Genomic DNA, 22,412 nt, shown 5'->3' on the forward strand with positions numbered 1-22,412 from the left:
CCTCAGCCTTGCTCGTCCATGACGCGCAGTTTCTCGACCCGACGGCGGAAATCCTCCTCGGTCGAGAATTCCGCTGAGAGGTAGGACGAGACGAGATCCACGGCGAGCCAGGCGCCGACGATCTGCGCGCCAATGCACATGACGTTGACGTCGTCGTGCTCGACGCTCTGATGGGCGGAATGAACGTCGTGACAGACCGCGGCGCGGATGCCCTTCATCTTGTTGGCCGCGATCGAGGCGCCGACGCCGGTGCCGCACACCATGATCCCGCGTGCGGCTTCGCCCGACGTCACCTTCTGCGCCACGGCCCGCGCGATGTCGGGGAAGTCCACCGGCTCGTCGTCATGGGAGCCGACATCGACGATGTCGTGGCCGAGCTTGCGGATGTGGTCGATAACGGTCTGCTTGAGCGGCCAGCCGGCGTGGTCGGATCCGATGACGAGACGCATGTGGTGTCCTTCTTGATTTTTCATTGACCGTGACAGCCGGAAAGCGGCTGTCACGGCTTCTCTTTCGTTCAGCTACGCATGTCGGGCGGCAGCTCGACCCCGTGGAATTTCTTGTAGATCGCGTTGAGCTTGCCGTTCTTGACGTTCTCGGTGATCCAGCCGTTGAGCTTGTCCATCAGGCGCTGCTCGCCTTTCTTCAGGCCGATGGCGAGGTCGAAGGTTGCGAGCGGAATCTTCGACTCGAAGATGCGGGCGGGATTCTTGACGCCGATCTGGTTGATGATCGTGGCCGACGTGCCGACGCAATCGACCTGACCGGAGACGGCCGCCGTGACTTCCGTGGCGTCGTCGTCATAGCGGGCGATCGTCAGCTCCTTGTCCTTCATGTTGGACAGGGTGGTATCCTGCGTGGTCCCGCGCGAGACGCCGATGGTCTTGCCTTTCAGGTCGGGCCAGTCCTTGACGTTCATCGACTTGAGGCAGCCGACGTCGGACTGCAGCGTCGCATAGCGCTTGGTGAAGTCGATGACCTTGGCGCGCTCGGGCGTCACCGACAGGGTCGAGATGATGATGTCGGCCTTGCCGGTCAAGACGTTCGGGATGCGGGTCGCGCCGGTGGTCTGGATGAATTCGAGCTCGAGGCCCCAGTCCTTGGCGAGCAACTGAGCCACCTCGACGTCGGAGCCGGTCGGCTTCATGCTGGAATCCATCATGCCCGAGGGCGGAATCGCAAGGTCGGTTGAAATGCGAATCTTCTTGGCCTTCATCACGTCGTCGAGCAGGTCGGCCGATGCCGGCGTGGCGGACAAAATGACGAGGCCGAGCAGCGCGGCGGCGGTCCCCAGCAGTGTCTTGTTGGTCATCCCTAGTTCTCCTCTCCCTGTTATGATTTTAGATTTCCCGTGCCCACGAATTGCGTGAGCTCCGGCGTCGTCGGCGATGTCAGGATCGAGGCGGGGCCGGTCTCGTGAACCTTGCCGCGATGCATGAACACGATCCGGTCGGCGATGCCTTTGGCAAAGCCCATCTCGTGCGTGACCATCACCATAGTCATGCCGTCCGCCGCCAGCTGCTCGATCACCTTCAGTACTTCGGCGGTGAGTTCGGGGTCGAGCGCAGAGGTGACCTCGTCGAACAGCATCACCTTCGGCTGCATGGCGAGCGAACGCGCGATCGCGGCGCGCTGCTGCTGGCCGCCCGACAATTGCTCGGGATAGGCGTGCAGCTTCTCTTCGAGCCCGACCTGCGCCAGCACCTTGCGTGCGAGGTCCTTGGCCTGCGAATTCGCCAGGCCCTTCACGGCGCAGGGCGCCAGCGTGATGTTCTGCTCGATCGTCAGGTGTGGAAACAGATTATAGCTCTGGAACACGATACCGACGTCCTGGCGCAGCGCGCGCAGATCGACGTTGGGACGGTCGACCCGATGCCCGCAAACGACGATCTCGCCGCCGTCGACCTTCTCGAAACGGTCGATACAGCGCAGCGCCGTGCTCTTGCCGGAGCCTGAGCGGCCGATCAGCGCCAGCACTTCGCCGCGCTCGACTGCGAAGCTGACGCCATCGAGGACCCGGAGCGAGCCAAAGCTCTTTTGCACGTCGCGGAGCGACACGATTGAGTCGGAGGAGGGGTTCTGTTGCATGTCAGGCCGGCGCGAGGTTGGATCTGCCACGCCCCATCCGCCGTTCCAGCCTCTGGCTGAACAGCGACAGCGGATAGCACATGGCGAAATAGATGACGGCGATGATGGCGTAGATGGCGAAGGGCTCGAACAGCGAGTTGTTGACGATCTGCCCCGAGCGCATCAGCTCGACGAAGCCGACGACGGAGGCGAGCGAGGTGTTTTTGACGATCTGCACCATGAAGCCGACGGTGGGCGGCGTCGCGATGCGAATGGCCTGCGGCAGGATAACTTTCATCATGCGCTGGGTCCGGCTCAGCGCCAGGCCTTCGGCGGCCTCCCATTGCGGCTTCGGCACGGACTGGATGCAGCCGCGCCAGATCTCGCCGAGATAGGCGGCGACGTACAGCGTCAGCGAGGCGCCGGCAGCAGCGAGCGGCGAGACCTTGAGGCCGATCGCGGCGAGACCGAAATAGCCGAGGAACAGGATGACGAGTAGCGGCGTGCCCTGGATGAGCTGGACATAGACGGCGCTGGCAATCCGCACCGATTTCAGCGGCGATATCCGCGCGAGCGCGATCACGAAACCGACGATGCCGCCGCCGATCAGCGCGATCACCGACAAGCCAATGGTCCACAGCGCGCCCTGGCCGAGGAACATCAGATGATTGATGTTGAGATGTCCGCCCATGATCATCTCACAACGGCGTGCCGAGCCGGCGACGGCGCGGAAACAGCACGAGCCCGAGGCCCCAGAAGCCGGCGCGCATCACCAGCGACAGGATGACGTAGAGCACGGCGACGATGATGTAGGTCTCGAACGCGCGATACGTATCCGACTGGATGTAGTTGGCGACGGCGGTGAGCTCCTCGGCCGAGATCTGCGAGCAGACCGAAGAGGCCAGCATCAGCAGCACGAACTGGCTGGTCAGCGCCGGATAGACCTTCTCGATCGCCGGCAGCAGGATGATGTGCCAGTAGATCTGGAGGCGCGACAGCGCCAGGCCCTCGGCCGCCTCGATCTGTCCCCGCGGGATCGCCTCGAAGCCGGCGCGCATGATCTCGGCGGTGTAGGCGCCGACGTTGATCGTCAGCGCGGCCACGGCCACCGTGAAAGCGGAGAATTTCAGCCCCAGACTGGCCAGGCCGAAATAGACCAGGAAGATCTGAACCAAGAGCGGCGTGTTGCGGATGGTCTCGACATAGGCCTTGCAGGCGCCTGATATCAGCGCGTTGTGCGTTCCGCGCCCGACCGCCGCGAGCGTGCCGAGGAGGGCGCCGAGCACCGTCGCGAAGGCGGCAAGCTCCAGCGTGAGGACGGCGCCGGCGAGAAAGCTCGGCCAACGCTCCAGCACTGCGGGGAAGTCGAGTTGAAGGCTCATCGCCACCCGTTCAGCCGGTTGTCTGGTTGGTCATGCGGTCGTAGACGCGGAACAGCGCCTGGTTGCCGTTGCTTCCTTCGTCGTGCGCGCGCGCATCGACATACTGGCTGGTCACGAGCGCGGTGCCGGGGAGCGGCACGCTGAGCGCCTGCGCGTGCTCCTGGACCAGGCGGAGGTCCTTGAGCTGGAGATCGATCCGGAAGCCGGCGGAGACGTCGCCTGCGATCATCTGGGGGCCGAGCTTGTCGAGCATCCAGGAGGCCGCGGAGCCACCGAGCAGCACCCGGCGCAGCAGATTGAGATCGAGGCCCGAAGCGCGGCCAAGCGCCAGCGCCTCGCAAATCGCCTGGATGTTGATGCCGCAGATCAGCTGGTTGCAGAGCTTGACGGTCTGGCCGGCGCCGGACGCGCCGACATGCGTGATGGTGGTGCCCATCGCACGGAAGAACGGCTCGGCCTGCGCAAAGGCGCCCGCATCGCCGCCGGCCATGATCGAGAGCGCGGCATTCTTGGCGCCAACCGGCCCGCCCGAGACCGGCGCGTCGATGAAGCCGACGCCGATCTTTTGCAGGTCGGCATGGATACGGCGGACGGCGACCGGCGAAATCGTGCTCATGTCGACGACGAGCTTGCCTGATGGCGGCGACTTCAGCAGGCCGTGCTCGCCGTAAATGGTCGCCTCGACATGGGGCGTGTCGGGCAGCATGGTGATGACGATGTCGGCGCCTTGCGCGGCATCGGCTGGACTCCTGGCACGAGCAGCGCCTTCCCTGGCGCTGTCGGCCAGTGCCACCTCGTCGAGATCGAACACGCGAACTGCGTGGCCGGCCATCAGCAAGTTGCGCACCATCTCTCGGCCCATCGTGCCGATGCCGATGAAGCCGACATTGCCCTTGTCGTTCCGTCCCATGTAATCAGTCCGTTTCTTGGTTGATTGGCTTCTTGGTTGACCGCGCTGCCGCGATCATCCCGAGGCGCTGGTCTTGTCGATGTCGCCGACGATGGCGCGCCGCCGGTACTCGTCGCCGATGGCAAAATGCTTGCGCAGCGTCGCGTCCGCCCGCTCCGGGTCTCGCGCAATCACGGCCTCGAAGATGCGGCGGTGATCGTCGATCAGATAGGTCTTCATCGACGGAAAGGCCTGCACCAGCTCACGGCGGCTGCGATGCGAATGGGTCAAGAGGCCGGCCAACGAACCATGCAGGACCGTCAGTGTCTCCGAATGCGAGGCGACGACGATGGCACGGTGGAAGTCGAAATCGGCCATGCCGCCGGCATCGGCCTCGTCGATCGTCTCGCCGATCTTCGCGAGCGCGCGCTGCAGGCGCTCGAAATCGGCAATGTTGGCACGCTCGCAGGCGAGGCGGATCGCCTGGCATTCGATCGCGACGCGCGCCTGCATGACGTCGTCGAGCATGTCCGCCTGCTGGGCGAGCGCGAAGGTGAAGAAGTCGTTCAGCACCGACACGTCCGGCCGGGTCACCACGGTGCCGATGCGATCGCGGATCTCGACGATGCCGAGCACGGTGAGGGCACGCAGTGCCTCGCGGACGATCGGCCGGCTGACGCCGAGGAGAGTTGCCAGCTCGCGTTCCGAGATGAGGCGGTCGCCGGGCTTGAGCGAGCCGGCGAGCAGGCGTTCGCGCAGGAAGGCGAACACCTTCTCGAACCCTTTTTCGCCTTCGGTGGCCCGCTTGAGCTCCATTCCCGTCCCGCTGGTCTGATCTTGGTCAGACCAGTATGCTGACCAAGGGGCTGAGGTCAAGAGGCTCGGCTCTCAAGCCGGCCTCGGTTCCGGCCTTAGTCCACCGGGAGCCGCTTTTGGCCGTCGATGTCGACATCGCCCAGTCCATGATCGGGTCGTCGGGGCGGCATCGAGGCGGCGCTCGCGGCAAACTGGACGGCGAAGCTCGACTATCTCCACATCGACCTTGGCAGCACCTATTCGACGAAGACGTTCATTCTCGACAACGACGAGTTACCGATCCGACATCCGCAACAATGTCGATCGCGTCGGCTTCAACTCAGCGGACGATCCTCGCAGCGATACTGACACCCATTGCGGGTCGGAGTTTCGGAAACGCTTGAACGTCACGTTCTGCGCCTGTGCGGCACCAATGCAGGCGAGCGACATCGCAGCGATCAGAATAATTCGCACCGCGAATAATCTCGGAATAGATCAGGTGGGCTAAGAAATTATCGCGAAACTGGCGCAACCATGGCTTTCGTGTCGGACACCGTCCAGTCGCTCAGGGTTGGCAACCCTTCTCCTGTTCGGCCAAAGATGGCAGCGATCGGGTTCGATCTTGCGGCGCGCTCTCCGAGTTGCCATCATCCGTGCGAACCGCGATCATGATGCCGTGACTCTCAATTCTCTCAGAAGCAATGTCCGTCGCCTTTACGAGGGCGCAACGCCAAGCGGCGTGCGCTTCCGCTACGCGCTGCTCGCCTTCGACATCGTGACGGTGCTGTTCATCATCGCAACCTCGTTCCTGCCGCCCAGTGAGATCGTTGAAACGCTCGATGTCCTGTTCGGCGTCACGTTACTCGCCGACTTCTCGGCGCGGCTTCTGGTCGATCGGCATCCGTTTCGAAAATTCAGTCAACTCGCGACTTGGGCTGACATGGTTGCGATCGTATCGTTCCTGGCACCGCTTGCCGGCGAGGCGGGCGGCTTTTTCCGGATCTTGCGAACGTTGGGCCTGCTTCGCGACTACCAGATGCTGGTGAGGTTGCGCATGGATTCTCCCTTCTTCCGTCGCAACGAAGACGTCATCTTCGCCGCACGAACCTGGCCGTCTTCATCTTCGTCATGACCGGGATCGTTTACGAGACCCAGAAGTTTCGCAACGATGAGATCCGGAACTATGCCGATGCCCTGTATTTCACCGTCACGGCGCTGACAACGACCGGCTTTGGCGACATTACCCTGCCGGGCACGCTCGGTCGCTTGATCACCGTCGTGATCATGATTTTCGGCGTGACGCTGTTCTTCAATCTCGCACGCGCGCTCCTCAGTCCCCACAAGGTGCGATTTCCGTGCCCGACTTGCGGGCTCCAGAGGCACGATGCCGACGCCGTGCATTGCAAGGCCTGTGGCACCGTTCTCAATATTCCCGACGAAGGGGCCATCTGAATCCCCGAGGCATCGTGCCGGTGTTTTGCCCGACGGCAGGCAGGTCGAATTGCGGAAATCAGTAACTCATTGATCCGACAGCGGTCGGCTACTGTGCATGGGGTTGTTTTTCATATTTTGGTTGAGGCGTCCTGCTGCTGACAGCATGTTGGCAGCAGGGGCTGGCTATGCCCCAGTTCTGACACAACGGGAGGGGTCATGCCGATCGAGGCAAGTTGTCATTGCGGTGAGACGGTGTTCGAGGTGACGGAGGCGCCCTCGAGCGTGACGCGCTGCACCTGCACGCTCTGCGCCAAGCGCGGCGCGTTGTGGGCCTATTACACGCCGGCGCAGTTTCGTCTGCTGTCACCCGCGGAGAACGTTGCGACTTATTTGTGGGGTAGCCGCACCGTCAAACATCATTTTTGTGCAAGCTGCGGCTGCGGCACCTATTCGGAGTCGCCGGACTGGTCGACCGGCATCGACAATCCCAAGGTCGCGGTGAATGCGCGCCTGTTCGACGATTTCGATCTGGAGGCGGTGCCGGTCAACATGATCGACGGCAAGAACTTGTGGTGAGCATGGATGCGCGCAGATGTCCGCTGCACGTTCGTGCTCTTGAGGCCATTTTGAAAAGCTGATTTGGTTCCGGCCTGGAGAAAAGGGGAGGAAGCCATGATGCGTCTTTTTGCGCGAGTCATGCTCGCAATGTGTCTCGCCGCTGCAGCCGGCTTCAATGTCCAGGCGCAGACCAGGCCGAAGGTGACTTCGCTCGGACCGGACTTCCCCAAGGCAGCGCTGTTCGTCGGCAACAGCTTCTTCTACTACAACAACGGCATGCCCGGGCATCTCACCTTCATGGAGCGGGCTGTGGATCCCGCGAACAAGGCGGTGTACCGCAACACCATGGTGACGATCGGCGGCTCCGGCCTCGATTGGCACGACATGGACAATCTGCTGCGGCCGGGCGGCCTCGGCGCGTATTCCTTCGACGAGCAGAACAACGTCATCTTCAACAAGCCAGGCCGGCAGTACGACGCCGTGGTGATGATGGATTGCAGCCAGTGCCCGATCCATCCGCAATTGAAGGACGCGTTCGCGACTTTCGCGAAGAAGGACAGCGAGATCGTTCGCGTCCACGGCATGCGGCCGGTGCTGTTCATGTCCTGGGCCTATGCTGACAAGCCGGAGATGACGGAATCGTTGGCCGAGGCCTACACGATCGCAGGCAATGCCAACGATGCGTTGGTCATTCCTGCAGGTCTTGCCTTCGCGCGGGTGCGCAAGCTGCGGCCGGAGCTCAATCTGTATGCGCTGGACAAGCGGCATCCGAGTCCGGCGGGCACCTATCTTGCGGCATGCGTGACGTTTGCCGCGTTGACAGGCCGTTCGCCTGTCGACAATGCCTACACTTTGGGGCTGGATGCGGGGACGGCGCAGCTTCTGCAAAAGGCGGCATGGGACACGGTGCAGGACTATTATGGGCGCTGAACTCGCGTGATCGCAGGGTGGGCAAAGGCGCGCTTGCGCCGTGCCCACCATCTGTCTCCGTAAACGAGTTTGGTGGGCACGTTTCGCTTTGCCCACCTACGGCACTTCTGCTATTTCAACACCACCCATGCCGGCGCGTGATCGCTGGCGCCATCCTCGCCGCGGATATTCTTGTCGACGCCGGCCTTGGCCAGGCGCGGGGCGAGGGCAGGGCTGAGCAGGAGATGATCGAGCCGCAGCCCCGCATCGCGCGGCCAGCGGTTCCGCTTGTAGTCCCAGAACGTGTAGATGCGCTGGTCCGGATGCAGCTCGCGGATCGCATCGCACCAGCCTTGCTCGACGAGCGAAGCAAAGGCTGCCCGGCTCTTCGGCTGGATCAGCGCATCCTTGTCCCATGAGCGCGTCGGATAGATGTCGATCTCTGCAGGCGCGACGTTGTAGTCGCCGGCGAGCACGACGGGCAGATCCTGCTTGATGAGGCTCTTGGCGTGGCGCTTGAGGCGCGCGAACCAGTCGAGCTTGAAGTCGAATTTCGGCCCCGGTTGCGGATTGCCGTTCGGCAGATAGATGCTGGTGACGATGATCCCGCGCACGGCGGCTTCGAGATAGCGGGCTTCGAGATCGCTGGGTTTTCCAGGCAAGCGGTCGCGGGTCAGAATGGGCTCTGCATTGCGGGCGAGGATCGCGACACCGTTCCAGGTCTTCTGTCCGCGCCACACCGCGCCATAGCCGGCCTTTTCGATCGCGGCCGCCGGAAATTCGCCATCACTTGCCTTCAATTCCTGAAGCGCGACGACATCGGGCTTTGCCGCGCGCAGCCATGCCAACAGATTGGGCAGGCGGCGGTTGACGTTGTTGATGTTGAATGTCGCGATCTTCATGTAGAGCTACCGGCTCCTGCCTTCCGTACCCGGAGATAAAATGTCCAAGTTGAACTTTGCCGCCATCGTCGTCGCCCTCGCGTTCTCCGGGGCCGCGTCGGCACAATCGTCCGACCCGCGCGGTGCGTGCAAGGGAGACTATGATAAATTCTGCGCCGGCATCGCGCCGGGTGGAGGGCGCGTCGTCGCCTGCCTCACCGACAAGCGCGATCAGCTCAGCGCGACCTGCAAGGCGGCGCTGGACAACAGGAAGAAGAAGTAAGCGATCCCTTCCGTGTCCCGGACGCGCGTAGCGCGAGCCGGGACCCAGACAGCGACACGGTGCGCTGTAGAGAGATGGGCCCCGGCTCAGCAGCGCACTGCGCCGCATCCGGGGCACGAGAGTTCAGCCCGGCAGCGGCGGCGGGGCTGCCGGCTGCTCGATTGGCGGCGGGGAGGGCGGTTGCTCGGCGGCCTGCGCTGGCTCCGGCTTCACCAGCGGTTCCTCTACATTGCCGCCTTTGTAGAGTCGGGCGTAGCGGTGGCCGAGGCTGGTCAGCACCTCGTAGCCGATGGTGCCGAAATGATGCGCGAGCTCGTCGACGGTGATGCCCTCGCCGAGCAGCGTCACCAGGTGGCCGCGCCGCGCTGCATTCGGCGGCAGATCGGTGATGTCGATCGCGATCAGATCCATGGAGACGCGGCCGGCGACGGGGCAGCGCTTGCCGGCGACGATGACCTCGGCGCCGCGGGTGCCGTCATTGGAGCTGGCGGCGCGGAAATAGCCGTCGGCATAACCGACCGCGATGATCGCGAGCTTTGTCGGCCGCCGCGCGGTCCAGGTGCCGCCATAGCCGACGGTCTCGCCGCGCTCGATAGTGCGGATCTGCACGATGCGCGCCTTGAGGTCGACCACCGGCTGCATCGGATTGTCGGCCTCCGGCGTCGGGTTGACGCCGTAGAGCGCAGCGCCCGGCCGCACCATATCGAACTGGAAGGGCGCGCCGAGGAAGATGCCGGAGGAATTGGCGAGCGCCGCCGGCACGCCGGTGAATTCGCTGGCGATGGCGCGGAAGGAAGCGAGCTGCTTGGCATTCACCGGGCTGTTGAGCTGCTCGGCCGAGACCAGATGGCTCATCACCAGCGTGATGCCGTGATCGCCGGCATTGATGCGGGGGATGATGGCCTGCGCTTCCGACAGCGTCAGGCCGAGCCGGTTCATGCCGGTGTCGATGTGAACGGCCGTGCCCCCGGTCCAGCCGGTGCGGCGGCAGAACACGTCCCACTCGGCGAGCTCGTTGAGGTCGCCGATGACAGGACGGCAATTGATCTTGGCGTAGTGCTCGCCGGTATTCTGGAAATAGCCGCCGAGCACGTAGATCGTGGGCTCCGGCACGGCTGCGCGCACCTTGCGCGCTTCCTCGATGGTGGCGACGAAAAAGGTCTTGCAGCCGGCCTTGCTCAGCGCACGCGCGACCTCGGCGGCGCCGCAGCCATAGGCGTCGGCCTTGATCACCGCCGAACACTCAGCCGGCACCGCCGTCTTCTCGAGCTTGCGCCAATTGGCAATGATGGCGTCGAGATCGACGGTCAGCACGCCGCCATAGGCAGCGAGCGCGGCAGCCTGGTTGGCCTCCGCGGAGAGAAGGCCGGATTGTGAGATGGTTTTCGGGTCGGACGCCGCCATTGTCATGGCGTCGTTTTACGCAAGAGGCCGGTCCTGTTCAAGGAACTCAGTAGTCGTTGCCGCTGCGAGCCGGCAACTGACTGTCAGGCGCGAGGTCGCCGAACCGCGTGATCGAGGCCTCGAAGGCCAAGTCAACGGTGCCTGTCGGGCCGTGGCGCTGCTTGCCGATGATGACCTCGGCCTTGCCGTGCGCAAGACTCATGTCGAGCTGCCACTTCTCGTGTTCAGGCGTGCCCGGGCGCGGTTCCTTCATGGCGAGGTAATATTCCTCGCGATACACGAACAGCACCACGTCGGCGTCCTGCTCGATTGATCCGGATTCACGCAAGTCGGAGAGCTGCGGCCGTTTGTCGTCGCGGGATTCGACCTGGCGTGAGAGCTGGGACAGCGCGATGATCGGAACGTTGAGCTCCTTGGCGAGCGCCTTCAGGCTGGTCGTGATCTCCGTGATTTCCTGCACGCGATTATCGCTCCGCTTGCCCGAGCCCGACAGCAGCTGGATGTAGTCGATCACGAGCAGATCGAGGCCCTTCTGCCGCTTCAGCCGGCGGGCGCGCGCCATCAGCTGCGCGATCGACAGGCCGCCGGTCGCGTCGACATAGAAAGGCAGCGATTGCAGCTCGATCGAGACCTCCCGGATCTTTTCGAAATCGGCTTCCGAGATGCCACCGCGGCGGATGTGGGAGGAGGGAACGCCAGTGCGTTCGGCCACGATACGCGTGGCGAGCTGGTCGGACGACATTTCGCAGGAGAAGAAGCCGATGACGCCGCCATTGGCGGCCTTCGTGGTGCCGTCGGCCTGGAGTTCCGGAACATAGGCTTGCGCGACATTGTAGGCGATGTTGGTCGCCAGCGATGTCTTGCCCATGCCGGGACGGCCCGCGACGATGATGAGGTCGGAGTGCTGCAGGCCACCCATCTTGGTGTCGAGGTCGCGCATGCCCGTCGAGATGCCCGACAGCTTGCCGTCGCGCTGGAACGCCTTTGCAGCGAGATCGACCGCGACCGCCAGCGCCTGCGAGAATTTCTGGAATCCGCCGTCATAGCGGCCGGACTCGGCGAGTTCGTAGAGGCGGCGCTCGGCATCCTCGATCTGCGCCCGCGGCGCGAAATCGACCGGAGCGTCATAGGCGACATTGACCATGTCCTCGCCGATGCCGATGAGGTCGCGGCGCAGCGCCAGGTCATAGATGGTGCGGCCGTAGTCCTGAGCATTGATGATGGTGGTCGCTTCCGCCGCAAGGCGCGCCAGATACTGCCCGATGGTCATACCGCCGACGTCGGTGTCGGCGGGCAGGAACGTCTTCAGCGTCACGGGCGTGGCGATCTTGCCCATCCGGATCAGGCTGCCGGCGGTCTCGTAGATGGTCTGGTGCAGCGGCTCGAAATAATGCTTCGGCTCGAGGAAGTCGGAGACACGGTAGAACGCATCATTGTTGACCAGGATCGCGCCCAGAAGGCTCTGTTCCGCTTCGATATTATGCGGCGCGCTCCGGTAGGCGGGAGTGCCAGGCTCGGGTGCGAGTTTGAGGACGTTCGAATCAGTCAGGGCCATGGTCGGACGTGCTTAGCAATTTTCTTGGGCGGATGCGGGGCCGGGATAAAGCGCCGCCTCGGTGCAAAGCGGAAGCGAAAGCTGACCGCTATCAACCGCTCAGTTAAAATGGTGGATGATTAGCGCTCGCAGCACGCGTCGCGCTTGACGGATTTTTGCGGAACTCGCCCGGCCAGGAAGTGGCCGCCACGGCGCCATGGAAAAATCCTGCAACCATGTACCTTATGGCATGAACCTAATGGATTGGCGCGCAGACGAATCCAGAAGCGCGCGAAATGACGCACGCTGGCGGCTTTGGGCTCGCCTTCAGACCAGCAGGAGGTAGACCAGCGCCACCAGAGCCGCCCCGACGCCGGTAACGATCAGGGCGTAATCGGTGCGGAGGTCGTCCTGCACGTCGAATGAGGTTTGGGTCTCTTTGCTCATGGCGACGGTCTAAGCCAGGCCCGACCAGACTTATGTGAATTGGATCACATCTCCCCGGAATCTTTCGGGGGTAAGACGGGAACAGGCAGGCGGGGGAGGGAATTGTCTCCCGCGATCCGTCAACAGGGAACGAGGCAGGCGATGCGGCCAGAACGGCAGCACCAGATTTGGCGGAGCGAGGCGGGTAGCCGGCTTTGGCTCTCGGGGCTGATTGCGGCCATGGAGCACGCGGAACGGCCCGAAATACGTCGCCAGCCTGTCGCCCCGGAAATCCTGGTCGCGCTGAGGGCGCAGCTGGCGTTAACGGCCAGTTTCCGCTCCTCCCAGATGTCGACCCTGCGTCACTAGGATCTATTCACCAGACTAGGACCTATTCACCAGCCAATTTCAGTCTGGGCTTGCTCGCGCGTTCGCGAGCTCGCAGCCGGGCTTCTTCACGCGGCATGTAGTCGCGGGTGATCGGCACCACGCCCTGGCGCCGGGTGAGCTGGATCTGGAAGTTCATCATGGCTTGCTTGCGGAACGTCATCTCGCAGGCCGCCAGATAGAATTCCCACATCAGCGCGAAGCGCTCGTCGTAGAGCTGCACGGCCTCCTCGCGCCGCGCCATGAAACGTTCCCGCCAGGCCTTCAGCGTTTCCGCGTAGTGCAGGCGCAGGATCTCGATATCGCAGACCAGGAGGCCGGCGCGCTCGATCGCCGGCAGCACCTCCGACAGCGCCGGGATGTAGCCGCCGGGGAAGATGTATTTGGCGATCCAGGGATTGGTCGAGTCCGGGCCCTGCGAACGGCCGATCGCGTGCAGCAGCATGATGCCGTTCTCGCCCAACAGCTCGGCGCAGCGTTGGAAGTAGGTGTCGTAGAAGCGGGCGCCGACATGCTCGAGCATGCCAACGGAGACGATACGGTCGAACGGGCCCTCGATGTCGCGATAGTCCTGGAGCAGGAATCTGGCCGATCCGGTCAGGCGCTTTTCAGCCGCGCGCGCGTTGGCGAGCTGCAGCTGCTCGCTCGACAGCGTCACGCCGGTGACGTCGGCGGCGGCGATCTCGGCGAGGTAGAGCCCGAGCCCGCCCCAGCCGGAGCCGATGTCGAGGACGCGCTGGCCGGGCCTGACCAGCAGCTTTGCGGCGATGTGCCGTTTCTTGGCGATCTGCGCGTCGTCGAGCGTCGCGTCCTGCGTCTCGAAATAGGCGCAGCTATATTGCTTGTCGGCGTCCAGGAAGAGCGAATAGAGCCGGGCATCGAGATCATAGTGATGCGCGACGTTGTGGCGGGAGCGCGAGCGCGGATTGAACTGCTTCAGATGCCGCGTCAGATAGCGCAGGCGCCACCATGGTTTTGCCCACTGCGGCAATAGGTCGGGTTGATCGAGCAGGATCGCGAGGGCATCAGCTATGGTGCCGCGCTCGACGATGAACTCGCGGTCCATATAGGCCTCGCCAAGCCCGAGCTCGGGATTGACGAGAATCTTCCGCTCCGCCTCCGCGGTGACGAAGCGCACCGCGACCGGTTCGCCAGTGCCGTCTCCAACGGTGAACTTCGATCCGCTCGAGCCGGTCACCGTCATCGTGCCGCGGCGGATGAATTGAGACAGAAATCTACGCAACAAGAGGTCCATCGACACCTTCCTCTCGAGCGAACCCGAAGGGATGCGACTAACCCGGCCTTCACTTCTGACGCCCAGGTGACGCGGCGGTTCCTATGCGCTTGCATCCAAATTTAGGGAGGCAGGATCGGCTGCGCTAATGCGCTGAGTTCACAGCCGATATTCGCAAACCGCTTAATCACATCCTTGCGCGTGGTGCCTGCTTCCATTCGTGGCTCAATCGGATAAAAGGTGACCGCTGCCGCGCCGCACGCTGGCTGCAACTCTCGGAATTCAATGGAGATGATGGGAATGTCGAGCCGAGCGCTCAGCCTCGCGACGGTATTGCTTCTGATCGGCTTCGGCGCGGCCGATACCGTTTTTGCGCAGGTGACCAACCTCGAGGCCGGCAAAACCCCGTCCCAGCTTTTCGCGCAGACCTGCAATGCGTGCCACAAGAGCCCGCGCGGACTTCTGAAGTCCGTCGCGCCGGGCTCGCTGCCGGGCTTCCTGCGCCAGCACTACACCACGAGCTCGGACATGGCGGGCATCCTCGCCTCCTATCTCGTCTCCAACGGCGCCACCGACACGCGCTACCAGGCCAAGGACGGCAAGAAGGACGGCGCGAGGGAGAAGGACGCGAGCACCAATCCCGAGCATCAGGGCCGCCGCCCGCGCGCCCAGGACGCGGCCAGGCCGGACGGCGAGGCCGCTGCTCCCGCAGCGGAAGGTGCGCGCCAGAAGCGTGCCGCACGGCCGGTCGAGGAGGGCACGAAGCCCGAGGGACAGGCTGCGCCCGAGGGACGCAAGGGCAAGCGCCGCGCCAAGCCCGGCACCGAGGAGGCGCCAAAGGTCGACGCTGCCGCGCCAGCCACTGACGAGAAGAAGAGCGAGCCCAAGCCCGAATCCAAGCCTGAGTCCAAGCCCGACGCGGCCAAGGTCGAGCCCGGTCGCGACGAGGCCAAGCCCGACAGCGGCAAGGCGTCCGAGAAGCCTGTTGAGACCAAGCCTGACAGCGCCAAGGCCGAGCCCCGCGGCAGCGAAGCTCCGGCGCTGCGGCCCGATCCAGTCCCGGCGGTAGCGCCGGCTGCGAAGCCTGCCGAGCCAGCCGCGCCCAAACCGGCGGAAGAGGCCGCTCCCAAGCCGGCCCCGCCTGCGGCCAGCTCCGAACCGGCGGCCAAGCCGCAGCCGGCACCGCCCGCGACCGCTGCAGCCCCGCCTGCTGCGCCGGCCGAGTCCTCCGGTCCGCCAACGCCGCCCATCTCGCGCTAAGCCAGCGACGTTTTTGATCGACATGCGGAGGCCGCGTTCATCGCGGCCTCCGCATTGCATTGACCGCGTCTAGAGTATTGCTCTAGAGTAATACTCTAGGAGGCGTCCATGACGGCGAGCGTGCGGAACGACCTGTTGGCAGCCGGGCTGATCGTGTTCGACCGCGTCGGATTCGAGGCCGCGACGGTGGCCGCGATCCGCACCCGGGCCCGCGCCTCCAATGGCAGCTTCTTTCACGCCTTCGGCTCGAAGAAGGAGCTCGCCGGTGCGCTGTTCCTGGAGGTCTTGCGGCACTATCACGCCGCGGTGCTGGCGGCGCTCGATCCCGTGCCCGATGCGGAGCGGGGCATCGATCGGCTGATCCGGGCCCATCTCGACTGGGTCGCGACCAGCCGGCGCGAGGCGCGCTACCTGTTCGAGATTTCGCGGAGCGAGTGGGGCGAGGACGTTCGCGACGCCCAGCGCGCGCAGAATGCGCGGCTCGCCGACGGTATCGAGCGCTGGCGCGCGCCGCTGGTTGCAAGCGGTGAGCTCTTGCCGATGACGCCGGTGATGTTCGTCAGCCAGCTCATCGGGCCGGCGCAGATCTTCTGCCGCGCCTTCCTGTCGGGACGCGACCGCGCCGATCCCCGCGTCGAGGCTGACACGCTGATCGCCTGTGCCGGCCGTGCGCTGAGGCCGCCCGAACGCATCAACAAGACATAAGGAGAGGCCTCATGAGCGCCGCAGCAGATCCCGAATTCGCCACTGTGGCCGAACGCATCCACGCCAATGTCGGCCGACAAGGCTTCATGAACCTGGTCGGCGCCGAGCTCTCGGAATTGTCGCGCGGCACCTGCACGATCGCTGTGGATCGCCGGCCGGAGCTGCTGCAGCAGCACGGCTTCTTCCACGGTGGGGTCACCGCCTTCCTGGTCGACAACGCCACGACGATCGCAGCCGCGACCTCGCGCGGCCAGCCGGCGCTGACGGCGGAATACAAGCTCAACCTGTTGTCGCCCGCGGTCGGTGAGAAGCTGATCTGTCGTGCCCGGGTGATCAAGCCGGGCCGCCAGGTGTCGGTGGTCGCGGCCGACGTGTTCTGCGTCAGCGACGGTGTCGAGAAGCACACGGCGACGGCGCTGGCCTCGATCGCGATGTTGAGCGAGGACGTCGCCGTCAAAACGAAAAGCCCGGCCGCCTGAGGCGACCGGGCTTCGCTTCGCGTATGAATGCGAGGCTTACTTCTCTTCCGCGGCCGGTGCGGGCTCGGCTTCGTCGTGTTCGGCTTCCGGATCGAAGAACTCGCCGGCGGCGGCGATCGCCTCGGCGGCCGCGTCGCGGTCCTCGTTGCGGGTCGAGATGTCCTCGCCGCGGTTGATGCGCTCGGCCTCGTCCTGGCTGCGTGCAACCGTGACGGTGATCTCGACCTCGACCTCGGGGTGGACGGCAACGGTGATGGAGCGCTTGCCGATGGTCTTGATTGGCGCGTCGAGCTGGACCTGCGGGCGGGCCAGCGAGATGCCGTCGGCTTCGAACGCGACGACGATGTCACGCACGTTGACCGAGCCGAACAGCTGGCCGGCTTCCGAGGCCTGGCGGATCACGATGATGTTCTTGCCCGCGATCTTCTCGGCGACCTTTGACGCCTCGCCCTTGCTCTGGAGGTTGCGGGCCTCGAGCTCGGCCTTCATGCCGTCATACTTGGCTTTGTTGTCGGCGGTGGCGCGCAATGCCTTGCCGCGCTTGAGCAGGAAATTGCGGGCATAGCCGTCGCGAACCTTCACGACTTCGCCCATCTGGCCGAGCTTGTTGACGCGTTCCAGCAAAATGACTTCCATATTCGTTCTCCTTTTGAAGTGCTCTGTACGGTTTCGGTTTCGGGGTTGAACTCAAGGGGTCGGCAGCGGTGGCGGTTGCCGGCTGCGCAGGAAGCGTTCGCGGAAGCCGAACACGGCATCCGCAAGTCCGAGGATCACCATCGCGATCACGGGCCATCCGAACACGACCACGACGGCGTAGGTTGAGCCGAGCCAGAAGGTGCGGCTCTTCAGCGTCAGCGTGAGCGTATGCAGCACCGCAAAGCCGGTCAGCGCATAGCCCATCATCAGCGCGGCCGCGGTGATCTGTGCCGCGATCGCGAGCAGCCCGCCGGTGAAGCAGAAGGCGAGCGCGATGCAGAGCGCCACCAGCGTCATCGGCGGCAGCTCCGCCGTCATCATGTCCGGCCACGGGCGCCGCAGCCGGCCCGAGGTCGCCGTGATCTTGGCGCTGAGCCAGAGGTTGAGCGTCAGTGTCATCATCGCGATGATGGTCGCCGCGGCCGGTGCGATCCGCACCAGCGCGTCGACGAACTGGCCGGCTTCGCCGGAGCTTTGCGGGTCCGTGGCCCGGAGGAGGCGCATCAGGCCGCGCCGCAGCGTGCCGATGATGGTCTCGGCGTCGGTCCCGAGCGTGAGCAGGGCGGCGATCGTGGTCAGCGTGGCGAAGCCGGCGAGCCACAGCAGGATGCGGCCGACCGGATACCATTCGAGGTCAGGTTCGGCGGGCGCGGCGCCGTCTGGCGCGGCATGTCCCACGGCAACCTTTCCCACAGGACGGCTGAGCAGCACGAGATGGCCGAGCCACCAGGCCGGCAGCGCGACGGTGACGGCGAATGCGATGCAATAGGGCAGGCCGAACAGGGCACCGAGGCCGATCGCGGCGGCGATGCCGCCGAGGCTTGCGCAAAGCGGTCCCCAGCCGATCGCGGCGACCATCAGCGGCAGCGGTGCGAGATAGAACAGGACGAGCGAGATCAGCGCGCCCGAAATGATCGAGGCGAACATCAGGGCCGACGCAGCGCCGGCGATCAGGGCTATCAGCACAAAGGCCATCATCAGCTGTCCCGCTCCCTTCGAGCGGTTAGAGGCATCTCGCCCCAACCATCGGCGACCGGACGACCCGGAAGCCTTATGAGTTCAGAAAAGTCGCGACCGGCGGCGTGACGCCGCCGGTCGAATTGGTCGTATCAGCGAATGACGTAGGGCAACAGGCCCAGGAACCGCGCGCGCTTGATGGCGCGGGCGAGCTCACGCTGCTTCTTTGCGGACACCGCGGTGATGCGGCTCGGCACGATCTTGCCGCGCTCGGAGACGTAACGCATCAGCAGCTTGGAGTCCTTGTAGTCGATCTTGGGAGCATTGGCGCCCGTGAACGGGCAGCTCTTGCGACGACGGAAAAATGGGCGGCGTGCACCAGCTTCAGCCATTGTTCTTACTCCCCGTCCGTCGTGGTGGTGGTTTCAGCTTCTTCGCGCGGACGGCGCGGGCCGCGATCACCGCGGAAGCCACCACCGTCACGATCGCCACCACGGAAACCACCCTCGCGGTCGCCGCGGAAGCCACCGCCTTCGCGGTCGCCACGGAAGCCGCCGCCACGGTCGTCGCGCTCGCGGTCACGGTCGGCCTTGCGCATCATCGCGGACGGGCCTTCCTCGAGCTCCTCGACGCGGACGCTGAGATAGCGGATCACGTCTTCGCTGATGCGCTCCTGGCGCTCGATCTCGGCGATCGCCGCGGACGGCGCGTCGATGTTGAGCAGAACGAAGTGCGCCTTGCGGTTCTTGTTCATGCGGTAGGTGAGGGAGCGTACGCCCCAATTCTCGGTCTTGGTGACCTTGCCGCCGAGACCCTCGACGATACCGGTCATCTGCGCAGTCAGTTCTTCGACCTGCTGCGTGCTCGCGTCCTGACGCGCGAGAAAGACATGCTCATAAAGAGCCATGGTGGTCCTTTCCTCATGTTGGCGCATCGCCCGGCGTCAAGCCCTTAAGAGGCCTTCGGAAAGGACTCTGGGATTAAGCTCAGAAGGCGGAAACACGGGACGACGGGCCGACTGGCCCTGCCACACCAAAATCACGAATGACTTGCTGAGACCGTCCGTTCAGCTCCCGGCCGGGGTCTGCGGATGCGCGCCTTATACGGATTTTGGCTGACTTGGCAAGGTTGGAGTGCCCCGTTTCCGGCCGGGCGGTGCTGGCAGGCGGGCCAAACCCACGCTCCCGTACGGCTTGACCTATTTGTTTGTATATCATACAAATAATGGATCGGGAGGTGCTGATGGCGGGTGAATCGATCCAGGCTCCGTTTGAGGCGTCGGCAGGCGATCCGAAGCACGCTACGCGGGCCACACGGTCGGCGGGGCGCAAGATGCGCTCGCTGCTGCTGGATGCGGCGAGCCCGCTGTTCCGGGAGCGGGGACTTTCGGGCACGGCGATCACCGACATCGCGGCCGCCGCGGACGCATTCCCGAGCCAGATCACCTACTACTTCCGCACCAAGGAGGCGCTGTTCGTCGAATGCGCTTGCCGCGAGCTGCTGTATCTGGCGCGTGCGACCGAGCAGGCGGCGCTGAAGGCGCGCACGCCACGGGACTACACGCATGCGCTCGCGGAGACAGTGACGGCGAGCGATTCAGTGGCTTTCTTTGCCGAGGCGCTGACATTGACGCGGCGCCGCCAGGATCTCGCACCGCTGGTCGAGCGCACGATCGAGCGCCTGCACGGTGAAGGCGCGCGCGCCTATGCGAGCCAGGTGGCGCGGCACGGCTGGCGCTCGCTGCGCGCGCCCGACGAAAGCTCGCGGCGGTTCTGGGCCGTCGCCATCGGCGTCATTCTCGAAGGCTACGCCATGGGCCGTTCGCCCGAGGCGCTCTGCGCCGAGATGCTGCGCGTGCTCGGCGAGCAGGCGAAATCCGATGACACGGCGCGCCTGCGTCTCGTCGAGGGGCGCGAGGCATCAAGCAATTCGAACGAGGAAGGCTAGGCCATGACCGCGCTTCGCATGCGTGCCCGCGATTTCCTGACCGACGACCAGCTTGCCGACGTGCGAGAGCGTGTGACCTGGAAAGGTGTTGCGCTGATCGCGCACGCCTGGGCGCTGATCATTGGCGCGATCGCCTTGGTCGCGTGGTGGCCCAATCCGGTCACCTATGTCCTCGCCGTCGCAATCATCGGCTCGCGCCAGCTGGGCCTCGCGATCCTGATGCATGATGGCGCACATGGCTGCCTGTCCACTGATGAGAAAACCAATCTGGCCCTGAGCCAGTGGTTCTGCGCCTATCCGCTGTTTGCTGAGACGCGCAGCTACCGGCGTTACCACCTTCAGCACCATGCGCGCACCCAGCAGGAGGATGATCCCGATCTCGTGCTGTCGGCGCCGTTTCCGATCACCAAGCTCAGCTATCGCCGCAAGTTCATTCGCGACATCACCGGGCAGACCGGCTACCAGCAGCGCAAGGCGCAGCTGCTCAATGCGCTCGGGCCGAAGGACTGGCCGTGGCGGCAGCGTCTGGCGCATTTCTGGGACAAGCTCGGCCCGCAATGCCTCCTCAACGCCGCCATGTTCGCAGCGCTCGCGGCGGCCGGCGTATGGTGGGCCTATCCGCTGCTCTGGCTGGTGCCGCTCCTGACCTGGATGATGGTCATCACCCGCATCCGCAACATTGCAGAGCATGCCGTCGTCCCCGACAGCAGCGATCCCCTGCGCAACACCCGCACCACGCATGCCAATGTTCTCGAGCGCCTGTTCATCGCGCCGTACTACGTCAACTATCACCTCGAGCATCATCTGCTGTTCTACGTGCCCTGTTACAATCTGCCGAAGGTCCATCGCCTGCTGAGCGAGAGCCGGCACGCCGGCCGCATGGAGGTGCAGCCGAACTACGCGGCGGTGTTGCGGCTGGCGACCGCAAAGCCTGACAGGGAGGATCGGCCGGGGCAGTTGGCGAGCAGCGCGCGCCGTGCGCGGGCCGGAGCTGAGGTCGACGCCAACCAGACCGCCGGTGGGTTTTGAGGGGGCGCATCCCCAGTTGAGTGCTGCTCGGAGTTCCCATCTCGGCTTGACAGTCCGGCCCCGGACAGTGTCTACGGCCCCCTTTGGAGCACGATCCGGAACCATGGCCTAACGCCGTGCGTAATCGGCTGCCGGTTCTCGCGGGGATCGTGTCCGACAAGCAGGGAGCGCCGATGACGGCTGCATTCACATTTCCTGGGCAGGGTTCCCAGGCGGTCGGCATGGGCAAGGCCCTGGCCGATGCCTTTCCGGTGGCGCGCGCCGTGTTCGACGAGGTCGACGCCGCGCTAGGGGAGAAGCTGACAGCGATCATCTGGGATGGTCCGGCCGAAACCCTCCAGCTCACCGAAAACGCCCAGCCGGCGCTGATGGCGGTGTCGGTCGCCACCCTGCGCGTGCTGGAGGCTGAGGCGGAATTTTCCGTGGGACGAGATGCAGCATTCGTCGCCGGCCACTCGCTCGGTGAATATTCGGCGCTGGCCGCGGCCGGCAGCCTGACGGTCTCGGATACCGCCCGCCTGCTTCGCACCCGCGGTCTCGCAATGCAAAAGGCCGTCCCGGTCGGCGCCGGCGCGATGGCCGCGCTGCTCGGTCTCGACTACGAGGCGGCCATCGAGGTCGCCAAGGAGGCGGCGCAGGGGCAGGTCTGCCAGGCCGCCAACGACAATGGCGGCGGGCAGGTTGTCGTCTCGGGCGACAAGGCCGCGGTCGATCGCGCCGTCGAGATCGCCAAGGCCAAGGGCGCCAAGCGCGCGATGCTGCTGCCGGTGTCCGCCCCGTTCCATTGCAAGCTGATGCAGCCCGCTGCCGACGCCATGGCAGAAGCGCTGTCGAAGGTCACGATCAAGGCCCCGGCCGCGCCGCTGGTGTCGAACGTGCTGGCGAGCGCCATCACCGATCCCGACGAGATTCGTCGCCGCCTGGTCGAGCAGGTCACCGGCACCGTGCGCTGGCGCGAGTCGGTTGCCTATATGGCAGGGCAGGGCGTCACGCGGTTCTTCGAGATCGGCGCCGGCAAGGTCCTGTCCGGTCTCGTCAAGCGCATCGCGGACGGCGCCGTCGGCGTTTCAGTCGGTGGCCCGAACGACATTGCCGCCGCCAAGGATGCATTGGCCGCTGCCAAGCAGGGCTAAAGCGCGATGATTGCTCATCGCGC

24 protein-coding genes and 1 pseudogene are annotated in these 22,412 nt (G+C 64.8%); 10 read left to right on the forward strand and 15 right to left on the reverse strand.

The features are described from left to right. Nucleotides 1-2: 2 nt before the first annotated feature. The 7 genes from rpiB to XI03_RS23695 form a co-directional block, all read right to left on the reverse strand. Complete coding sequence (gene rpiB / locus XI03_RS23665) at nucleotides 3-449, reverse strand: ribose 5-phosphate isomerase B (protein ID WP_271593487.1); 447 nt, start codon at nucleotides 447-449, stop codon at nucleotides 3-5. 68 nt (nucleotides 450-517) lie between these two features. Beyond that, a complete protein-coding gene (locus XI03_RS23670) occupies nucleotides 518-1,312 on the reverse strand; it encodes a transporter substrate-binding domain-containing protein (protein ID WP_028145045.1) in 795 nt (264 codons plus the stop codon). A gap of 20 nt (nucleotides 1,313-1,332) precedes the next feature. Beyond that, complete coding sequence (locus XI03_RS23675; protein WP_271593500.1) at nucleotides 1,333-2,088, reverse strand: amino acid ABC transporter ATP-binding protein; 756 nt, start codon at nucleotides 2,086-2,088, stop codon at nucleotides 1,333-1,335. Between the two features lies 1 nt (nucleotide 2,089). Beyond that, nucleotides 2,090-2,758, reverse strand: a complete 669-nt coding sequence (locus XI03_RS23680; protein ID WP_026201880.1) for an amino acid ABC transporter permease — start codon at nucleotides 2,756-2,758, stop codon at nucleotides 2,090-2,092. Between the two features lie 7 nt (nucleotides 2,759-2,765). After that, nucleotides 2,766-3,449 carry an amino acid ABC transporter permease gene (locus XI03_RS23685; RefSeq protein WP_028145043.1) on the reverse strand — a complete coding sequence of 228 codons (684 nt, stop codon included), beginning with the start codon at nucleotides 3,447-3,449 and terminating at the stop codon, nucleotides 2,766-2,768. Nucleotides 3,450-3,459: 10 nt separating this feature from the next. Then, complete coding sequence (locus XI03_RS23690; RefSeq protein WP_271593488.1) at nucleotides 3,460-4,359, reverse strand: NAD(P)-dependent oxidoreductase; 900 nt, start codon at nucleotides 4,357-4,359, stop codon at nucleotides 3,460-3,462. Between the two features lie 54 nt (nucleotides 4,360-4,413). After that, the gene (locus tag XI03_RS23695) at nucleotides 4,414-5,154 is read right to left on the reverse strand and encodes a FadR/GntR family transcriptional regulator (protein ID WP_018317590.1); all 741 of its coding nucleotides are present in this window, start codon (nucleotides 5,152-5,154) and stop codon (nucleotides 4,414-4,416) included. Between the two features lie 655 nt (nucleotides 5,155-5,809). Between XI03_RS23695 and XI03_RS23700 the strand changes: the two are divergent. From XI03_RS23700 to XI03_RS23710, 3 genes and pseudogenes are all read left to right on the forward strand, one after another. Beyond that, nucleotides 5,810-6,585: pseudogene (locus tag XI03_RS23700) on the forward strand (potassium channel family protein). A 198-nt stretch (nucleotides 6,586-6,783) separates the two neighbouring features. After that, the gene (locus tag XI03_RS23705) at nucleotides 6,784-7,143 is read left to right on the forward strand and encodes a GFA family protein (protein ID WP_271593489.1); all 360 of its coding nucleotides are present in this window, start codon (nucleotides 6,784-6,786) and stop codon (nucleotides 7,141-7,143) included. Between the two features lie 96 nt (nucleotides 7,144-7,239). Then, nucleotides 7,240-8,055 carry a DUF4886 domain-containing protein gene (locus XI03_RS23710; RefSeq protein WP_271593490.1) on the forward strand — a complete coding sequence of 272 codons (816 nt, stop codon included), beginning with the start codon at nucleotides 7,240-7,242 and terminating at the stop codon, nucleotides 8,053-8,055. Nucleotides 8,056-8,165: 110 nt separating this feature from the next. Here the strand turns inward: XI03_RS23710 and XI03_RS23715 are convergent, their stop codons facing one another. Further along, complete coding sequence (locus XI03_RS23715; protein WP_038946496.1) at nucleotides 8,166-8,936, reverse strand: exodeoxyribonuclease III; 771 nt, start codon at nucleotides 8,934-8,936, stop codon at nucleotides 8,166-8,168. 40 nt (nucleotides 8,937-8,976) lie between these two features. Between XI03_RS23715 and XI03_RS23720 the strand changes: the two genes are divergently transcribed. Further along, on the forward strand, nucleotides 8,977-9,198 hold the full coding sequence (locus tag XI03_RS23720; RefSeq protein ID WP_271593491.1) for a cysteine rich repeat-containing protein: 222 nt from the start codon (nucleotides 8,977-8,979) through the stop codon (nucleotides 9,196-9,198). Between the two features lie 123 nt (nucleotides 9,199-9,321). On the opposite strand, the gene alr is transcribed toward XI03_RS23720, so the two are convergent. The 3 genes from alr to XI03_RS23735 form a co-directional block, all read right to left on the reverse strand. After that, nucleotides 9,322-10,608, reverse strand: coding sequence for an alanine racemase (alr, locus tag XI03_RS23725; RefSeq protein WP_271593492.1), 1,287 nt, complete (start codon nucleotides 10,606-10,608; stop codon nucleotides 9,322-9,324). Between the two features lie 40 nt (nucleotides 10,609-10,648). Further along, nucleotides 10,649-12,157, reverse strand: coding sequence for a replicative DNA helicase (locus XI03_RS23730; protein WP_028145035.1), 1,509 nt, complete (start codon nucleotides 12,155-12,157; stop codon nucleotides 10,649-10,651). A 796-nt stretch (nucleotides 12,158-12,953) separates the two neighbouring features. Beyond that, nucleotides 12,954-14,204: an SAM-dependent methyltransferase gene (locus XI03_RS23735; protein ID WP_028145033.1), complete on the reverse strand. Its 1,251-nt coding sequence runs from the start codon at nucleotides 14,202-14,204 to the stop codon at nucleotides 12,954-12,956. Nucleotides 14,205-14,483: 279 nt separating this feature from the next. Here XI03_RS23735 and XI03_RS23740 point away from each other — a divergent pair, with 279 nt between their 5' ends. The 3 genes from XI03_RS23740 (at nucleotide 14,484) to XI03_RS23750 (ending at nucleotide 16,627) form a co-directional block, all read left to right on the forward strand. Beyond that, complete coding sequence (locus XI03_RS23740) at nucleotides 14,484-15,443, forward strand: hypothetical protein (protein ID WP_271593493.1); 960 nt, start codon at nucleotides 14,484-14,486, stop codon at nucleotides 15,441-15,443. Between the two features lie 108 nt (nucleotides 15,444-15,551). Next, complete coding sequence (locus XI03_RS23745) at nucleotides 15,552-16,148, forward strand: TetR/AcrR family transcriptional regulator (RefSeq protein ID WP_271593494.1); 597 nt, start codon at nucleotides 15,552-15,554, stop codon at nucleotides 16,146-16,148. A gap of 11 nt (nucleotides 16,149-16,159) precedes the next feature. Then, nucleotides 16,160-16,627, forward strand: coding sequence for a PaaI family thioesterase (locus tag XI03_RS23750; protein ID WP_038946502.1), 468 nt, complete (start codon nucleotides 16,160-16,162; stop codon nucleotides 16,625-16,627). Nucleotides 16,628-16,663: 36 nt separating this feature from the next. On the opposite strand, the gene rplI is transcribed toward XI03_RS23750, so the two are convergent. From rplI to rpsF, 4 genes are all read right to left on the reverse strand, one after another. Further along, nucleotides 16,664-17,263 (reverse strand): 50S ribosomal protein L9, encoded by a 600-nt coding sequence (gene rplI, locus XI03_RS23755; RefSeq protein ID WP_028145030.1) that lies wholly within the window; start codon nucleotides 17,261-17,263, stop codon nucleotides 16,664-16,666. Between the two features lie 51 nt (nucleotides 17,264-17,314). Then, on the reverse strand, nucleotides 17,315-18,301 hold the full coding sequence (locus tag XI03_RS23760; RefSeq protein WP_028145029.1) for a membrane protein: 987 nt from the start codon (nucleotides 18,299-18,301) through the stop codon (nucleotides 17,315-17,317). Nucleotides 18,302-18,432: 131 nt separating this feature from the next. Continuing rightward, a complete protein-coding gene (gene rpsR / locus XI03_RS23765) occupies nucleotides 18,433-18,672 on the reverse strand; it encodes a 30S ribosomal protein S18 (RefSeq protein ID WP_007592020.1) in 240 nt (79 codons plus the stop codon). Nucleotides 18,673-18,677: 5 nt separating this feature from the next. Beyond that, nucleotides 18,678-19,187 (reverse strand): 30S ribosomal protein S6, encoded by a 510-nt coding sequence (rpsF, locus tag XI03_RS23770; RefSeq protein WP_028145028.1) that lies wholly within the window; start codon nucleotides 19,185-19,187, stop codon nucleotides 18,678-18,680. A 335-nt stretch (nucleotides 19,188-19,522) separates the two neighbouring features. Here rpsF and XI03_RS23775 point away from each other — a divergent pair, with 335 nt between their 5' ends. The 3 genes from XI03_RS23775 (at nucleotide 19,523) to fabD (ending at nucleotide 22,389) form a co-directional block, all read left to right on the forward strand. Then, complete coding sequence (locus tag XI03_RS23775) at nucleotides 19,523-20,227, forward strand: TetR/AcrR family transcriptional regulator C-terminal domain-containing protein (protein ID WP_028145027.1); 705 nt, start codon at nucleotides 19,523-19,525, stop codon at nucleotides 20,225-20,227. Between the two features lie 3 nt (nucleotides 20,228-20,230). Further along, a complete protein-coding gene (locus XI03_RS23780) occupies nucleotides 20,231-21,256 on the forward strand; it encodes a fatty acid desaturase family protein (protein WP_095424741.1) in 1,026 nt (341 codons plus the stop codon). A gap of 173 nt (nucleotides 21,257-21,429) precedes the next feature. Beyond that, on the forward strand, nucleotides 21,430-22,389 hold the full coding sequence (gene fabD, locus XI03_RS23785) for an ACP S-malonyltransferase (RefSeq protein ID WP_271593495.1): 960 nt from the start codon (nucleotides 21,430-21,432) through the stop codon (nucleotides 22,387-22,389). Nucleotides 22,390-22,412: the final 23 nt, after the last annotated feature.

Origin of the sequence: Bradyrhizobium sp. CCBAU 65884, assembly GCF_028128835.1 — a bacterium.
GTDB classification, from domain to species: domain Bacteria; phylum Pseudomonadota; class Alphaproteobacteria; order Rhizobiales; family Xanthobacteraceae; genus Bradyrhizobium; species Bradyrhizobium ottawaense.

What these genes read in the sequence shown, in the direction of transcription:
- rplI (WP_028145030.1), bottom strand. Translation starts at nt 17,263, where the DNA reads ATGGAAGTCATTTTGCTGGAACGCGTCAACAAGCTCGGCCAGATGGGC.
- XI03_RS23735 (WP_028145033.1), bottom strand. Translation starts at nt 14,204, where the DNA reads ATGGACCTCTTGTTGCGTAGATTTCTGTCTCAATTCATCCGCCGCGGC.
- XI03_RS23775 (WP_028145027.1), top strand. Translation starts at nt 19,523, where the DNA reads ATGGCGGGTGAATCGATCCAGGCTCCGTTTGAGGCGTCGGCAGGCGAT.
- XI03_RS23750 (WP_038946502.1), top strand. Translation starts at nt 16,160, where the DNA reads ATGAGCGCCGCAGCAGATCCCGAATTCGCCACTGTGGCCGAACGCATC.
- XI03_RS23730 (WP_028145035.1), bottom strand. Translation starts at nt 12,157, where the DNA reads ATGGCCCTGACTGATTCGAACGTCCTCAAACTCGCACCCGAGCCTGGC.
- rpsF (WP_028145028.1), bottom strand. Translation starts at nt 19,187, where the DNA reads ATGGCTCTTTATGAGCATGTCTTTCTCGCGCGTCAGGACGCGAGCACG.
- XI03_RS23695 (WP_018317590.1), bottom strand. Translation starts at nt 5,154, where the DNA reads ATGGAGCTCAAGCGGGCCACCGAAGGCGAAAAAGGGTTCGAGAAGGTG.
- XI03_RS23715 (WP_038946496.1), bottom strand. Translation starts at nt 8,936, where the DNA reads ATGAAGATCGCGACATTCAACATCAACAACGTCAACCGCCGCCTGCCC.
- XI03_RS23780 (WP_095424741.1), top strand. Translation starts at nt 20,231, where the DNA reads ATGACCGCGCTTCGCATGCGTGCCCGCGATTTCCTGACCGACGACCAG.
- alr (WP_271593492.1), bottom strand. Translation starts at nt 10,608, where the DNA reads ATGACAATGGCGGCGTCCGACCCGAAAACCATCTCACAATCCGGCCTT.
- rpiB (WP_271593487.1), bottom strand. Translation starts at nt 449, where the DNA reads ATGCGTCTCGTCATCGGATCCGACCACGCCGGCTGGCCGCTCAAGCAG.
- XI03_RS23760 (WP_028145029.1), bottom strand. Translation starts at nt 18,301, where the DNA reads ATGATGGCCTTTGTGCTGATAGCCCTGATCGCCGGCGCTGCGTCGGCC.
- XI03_RS23745 (WP_271593494.1), top strand. Translation starts at nt 15,552, where the DNA reads ATGACGGCGAGCGTGCGGAACGACCTGTTGGCAGCCGGGCTGATCGTG.
- fabD (WP_271593495.1), top strand. Translation starts at nt 21,430, where the DNA reads ATGACGGCTGCATTCACATTTCCTGGGCAGGGTTCCCAGGCGGTCGGC.
- XI03_RS23680 (WP_026201880.1), bottom strand. Translation starts at nt 2,758, where the DNA reads ATGGGCGGACATCTCAACATCAATCATCTGATGTTCCTCGGCCAGGGC.
- XI03_RS23675 (WP_271593500.1), bottom strand. Translation starts at nt 2,088, where the DNA reads ATGCAACAGAACCCCTCCTCCGACTCAATCGTGTCGCTCCGCGACGTG.
- XI03_RS23740 (WP_271593493.1), top strand. Translation starts at nt 14,484, where the DNA reads ATGTCGAGCCGAGCGCTCAGCCTCGCGACGGTATTGCTTCTGATCGGC.
- XI03_RS23690 (WP_271593488.1), bottom strand. Translation starts at nt 4,359, where the DNA reads ATGGGACGGAACGACAAGGGCAATGTCGGCTTCATCGGCATCGGCACG.
- XI03_RS23720 (WP_271593491.1), top strand. Translation starts at nt 8,977, where the DNA reads ATGTCCAAGTTGAACTTTGCCGCCATCGTCGTCGCCCTCGCGTTCTCC.
- rpsR (WP_007592020.1), bottom strand. Translation starts at nt 18,672, where the DNA reads ATGGCTGAAGCTGGTGCACGCCGCCCATTTTTCCGTCGTCGCAAGAGC.
- XI03_RS23685 (WP_028145043.1), bottom strand. Translation starts at nt 3,449, where the DNA reads ATGAGCCTTCAACTCGACTTCCCCGCAGTGCTGGAGCGTTGGCCGAGC.
- XI03_RS23705 (WP_271593489.1), top strand. Translation starts at nt 6,784, where the DNA reads ATGCCGATCGAGGCAAGTTGTCATTGCGGTGAGACGGTGTTCGAGGTG.
- XI03_RS23670 (WP_028145045.1), bottom strand. Translation starts at nt 1,312, where the DNA reads ATGACCAACAAGACACTGCTGGGGACCGCCGCCGCGCTGCTCGGCCTC.
- XI03_RS23710 (WP_271593490.1), top strand. Translation starts at nt 7,240, where the DNA reads ATGATGCGTCTTTTTGCGCGAGTCATGCTCGCAATGTGTCTCGCCGCT.